Origin of the sequence: Candidatus Ruminimicrobium bovinum (assembly GCF_902760015.1) — a bacterium.
In the GTDB taxonomy this organism is placed as follows: Bacteria; Elusimicrobiota; Endomicrobiia; order Endomicrobiales; family Endomicrobiaceae; genus Ruminimicrobium; species Ruminimicrobium bovinum.
The window spans coordinates 1-3,714 of sequence record NZ_CACWEU010000253.1 but is presented as its reverse complement, the minus strand read 5'-3'; the positions used below and the strand labels follow the sequence as shown (position 1 = coordinate 3,714).

The following is a 3,714-nucleotide window of genomic DNA, read 5'->3' as shown; positions in this document are numbered from 1 at the left end:
TCCAGGCCACAAGTACGCCCATGAATATTACAATGTCAGTACAACCGATAAGGAAGCTGTATTAGCACTGGCCAAAGAGCTGAAAGTTGATGGCGTAGTAGCATACGCCTCAGACCCTGCTGCACCTACTGCTGCATACGTTAGTGAAAAACTGGGCCTGCCAACGAGTCCATATAAGTCTGTGGAGATATTGAGTAAGAAACATCTTTTCCGTCAATATCTTACTGAGCATGGCTTTAACGTTCCCAAGGCAAAGAGTTACACCACCTATGAAGAGGCAGAAAAAGACATAGACTCTTTTCATTTGCCTATGATGGTAAAGCCTGTTGATTCTTCGGGTAGCAAAGGAATTAATAAGATGACTGACAAGTCACAGTTGAAAGCCTTTATGGAGGATGCATTGTCATATTCTCGTGATAAAATATTCCTGATTGAAGAGTTCATCGTGAAGAAAGGTCCTCAGATTTCAGGCGATGCATTCTCTGTAGATGGAAAATTGGTATTCCACTGTTTTGGCAATGAATTCTATAGTACAAAGGTTGATAAAGATTTTGCTCCCTTAGGTGAATGCTGGCCAACAGTAATGCCACAGGAAGTCATTGATACTTTAGTAGCAGATTTACAGCGGCTTATTACTTCTCTTGGTATGAAGAGCAATGCCTACAACGTAGAAGCTATTTATGGAGAAGATGGTAAAGTATATATTCTTGAATTAGGCGCTCGTAGCGGTGGTAGCCTCATTCCACAGATAACTGCTTTAGCAACAGGTGTCGACATGGTACCATACGTTATAAAGGCAGCTCTTGGCGAAGATTGTTCCGACTTAAAGATGGCTCCTGTCAAGGGATATTGGTCAAACTATATGGCTCACGCTAATGAAACAGGCAAGTACGCAGGTATTGAGTATGATGAAACTTTCAAGCAGAACAACCTTGTAGATTTCGTGACGGACATCAAGGAAGGAGATCCTGTTCACAAGTATCGTGACGCTCAGGACTGCGTAGGCGAACTATTGCTGAAATATGATAGTGCTGAGCAGATGAATGATATCATTGAGAATATGGATAAGTACATCGCCATAAAGGTGAAATAACGATGACATTCCAAATAGAGGGACTAAAATTAGAGGAACTATGTGCTTTTCTCCGCTTGCAGGCAGAGGACACCTTTCCAGACTTGAAAAACGAAGAACGTCTTATAATGCTCGCAGAGAAATGGTCGAGCAATGCCGAATGTTCTACTTGTAGAAATAATGAGGGACAATTGATTGGTATGATTGCATTCTATGCCAATCATCAGGGGGCTGATTTTGCTTATATCCCCCATGTGTATGTATCGCCAATGTATAGACGTAAGGGGATATTTTCAAACATGCTTGAAATCGTTGTAAGACGCATAAAGGAGAAAGGATTCCATGAAATACGATTAGAAGTAGATAGGCAGAACAAACGTGCCCAGCACAGTTATCAATGCAACGGATTTGATATAATGCCTTCTTACAATTCTGACCTTCACTCATTCTTCATGAGTAAAATAGTATAAACACAATGACAAAAGCAAAGAATTCAAACCTTGAACATTACGGCAAATGAAATGAACCCAAGTAGGATTTTTATATTTGGATTACGCTAGGTCAATAGCATTGTTTCTTGTTGTATTTGCTCATCTGTATTCTGTAGATTCAGACGTAAAGCTATACATCTACGCTTTCCACATGCCGTTCTTTTTTTTAATAAGTGGAATGTTGCATAGAGATATGGATTATGTTGCTTTGCTAAAGAAGATGATAAAGCGTATGCTAATCCCATTTACATTTTTCCTCTTTATCGGTTATCTTTATTGTGCTTTATCCTCCAAGTCTTTGGCACTTGGAGCCATTTGTGGTAGTGTGGCTGGGATTGTAATGGGCAAAGATATAACAGCAAATGATATACTATGGTTCTTTATTGCGTTGTTTTGGGTTCGCTTGATGGGCAATTGGTTCTTGCGCCAAACTAAAACCGCAATCCCAGTATTGGTGATGTTATCTTGTATGGCATACGGTTTTCATATAAACAATCTCTATATTGGCACGTCACTGATGGCGCTCCCTTTCTACCTTATTGGTTATTACGCAAGAATTGTTATCCCCAAAATAGCTAAGCCTAAATGGAGTGTTCTGTTAACGATTATATTTCTCAGTATGTCTGTATTTATTTCCAACTATAATGGGAAAGTATCTATGATGGGATGTTCATTTGGTACTTCTTCTGTCATTCCATTAAGATACCTCTTGTTTTATGTAAATGGCATAATAGGAAGCATAGCAATTATAGCCCTGGTGGGGGGGATAAAAATGAATCTATTATGGCTGTTGAAACCATCAAAATGCGCTGTCAGCATCGTGGTTTTACAATTTATCCCTATTATGATTTGGTATAGAAGTGTTGGATTCAATCAGAATTACTTCATCTCATGTGCTTATTCGGTGTTAATAATATCAGGATGTATTTTGTTTCATTGTTATGTTGAAAGACATGCGAATTGGCTATTAGGAGGTAAATAGAAAATAAGAAAAATATGACAGAATGTGAAAGAATTATTGAGCAAGGGATTCTTCCAAAATCTTTTTTTGAAGAGGAAGAACGATGCGAGTTTAGGGTGACATCCGAAAGAAAGAAGATTTGGGCTATTGAGATTGATTTGTATCTAAAATTCGCGGAGGTCTGTCAAAAATACGGTTTTCGTTATTATGCTTTATTTGGAACCATACTTGGGGCTGTAAGACATAGTGGAATGATACCATGGGACGATGATATGGATGTTTGTATGCCTAGAGAGGACTACGAGCGTTTTTGCACAGTTGCTGTTTCTGAGTTTAAAACTCCATATTTTTTACAGACTCCATATACTGATAAGAACTATTATTATTCTTTCGCTAAAATCAGGAATATGAATACAACATGTATGCCTGTTTCCATGAGTAAAGCAGGTTTCTGTCATGGAATCTTTCTTGATGTATTCCCTCTTGACTTTTGTAATCCTGACACTTATTCGGATGACAGGAAAGAGATATACCAATGCATAATGAAATGTAGTTCTTTTATGAAAAGAAATAATGATAATCTTGATGTAGAGCAACGAAAAAAAATACAACAGTTTAGCACCACTAGACCACTTGAAGAATATGAAGCAATCCAGCGGATAGCGACTAATTTTAGGTATAAAAATTCAAGATATCTCGGGGTACCAGTTAATACAATTTTGAGACAGAATCAGCTTATTTGGAAAACAACTGATTTTTCTGGATACATTGACCTGCCTTTTGAGAATATCTTAGTAAGAATTCCTCTGGGGTATCATAACATTCTTCAAACAACGTATGGGAACTATACGGAGTTCCCCCCCAGGAATCAGCGAGGTGGATGGCATTCAGGTGTAGTGTGGAATCCAGATGTTCCATATTGTGTTTTTTTAAAAAACTGGAAATGATCAAAAATACAACAATATGAAAGCATTGATCCTAAACAGCGGATTAGGTTCACGCATGGGTGTTATCACTAACGAGCATCCCAAGTGCATGACTGCGATTTCGTACAGGAACACCATCCTGAGTCGCCAACTTAGAATATTGGCGAGCTTCGGAATCGATGAAGTAGTAATGACCACAGGCTACTACGACAAAGTCCTGGTGGACTACTGCAACGCCCTTCACCTCCCGTTGAAGTACACCTT

The 3,714-nt window shown here is 38.7% G+C and carries 4 protein-coding genes; all 4 read left to right on the top strand.

Going from position 1 to position 3,714, the window contains the following annotated elements:
• Window positions 1-1,093 (top strand): ATP-grasp domain-containing protein (locus tag ACMUOV_RS08490; RefSeq protein WP_413854712.1); only part of this gene is annotated, 1,093 nt, incomplete at its 5' end.
• Window positions 1,094-1,095: 2 nt separating this feature from the next.
• A complete protein-coding gene (locus ACMUOV_RS08485) occupies window positions 1,096-1,542 on the top strand; it encodes a GNAT family N-acetyltransferase (RefSeq protein WP_413854710.1) in 447 nt (148 codons plus the stop codon).
• A 76-nt stretch (window positions 1,543-1,618) separates the two neighbouring features.
• The gene (locus ACMUOV_RS08480) at window positions 1,619-2,545 is read left to right on the top strand and encodes an acyltransferase family protein (RefSeq protein WP_413854708.1); all 927 of its coding nucleotides are present in this window, start codon (window positions 1,619-1,621) and stop codon (window positions 2,543-2,545) included.
• Window positions 2,546-2,559: 14 nt separating this feature from the next.
• Window positions 2,560-3,471 (top strand): LicD family protein, encoded by a 912-nt coding sequence (locus ACMUOV_RS08475; RefSeq protein ID WP_413854707.1) that lies wholly within the window; start codon window positions 2,560-2,562, stop codon window positions 3,469-3,471.
• Window positions 3,472-3,714 lie beyond the last annotated feature (243 nt).

Excerpts from the sequence above, each read along its gene's own strand:
- ACMUOV_RS08485 (WP_413854710.1), top strand. The coding sequence starts at position 1,096 with ATGACATTCCAAATAGAGGGACTAAAATTAGAGGAACTATGTGCTTTT.
- ACMUOV_RS08475 (WP_413854707.1), top strand. The coding sequence starts at position 2,560 with ATGACAGAATGTGAAAGAATTATTGAGCAAGGGATTCTTCCAAAATCT.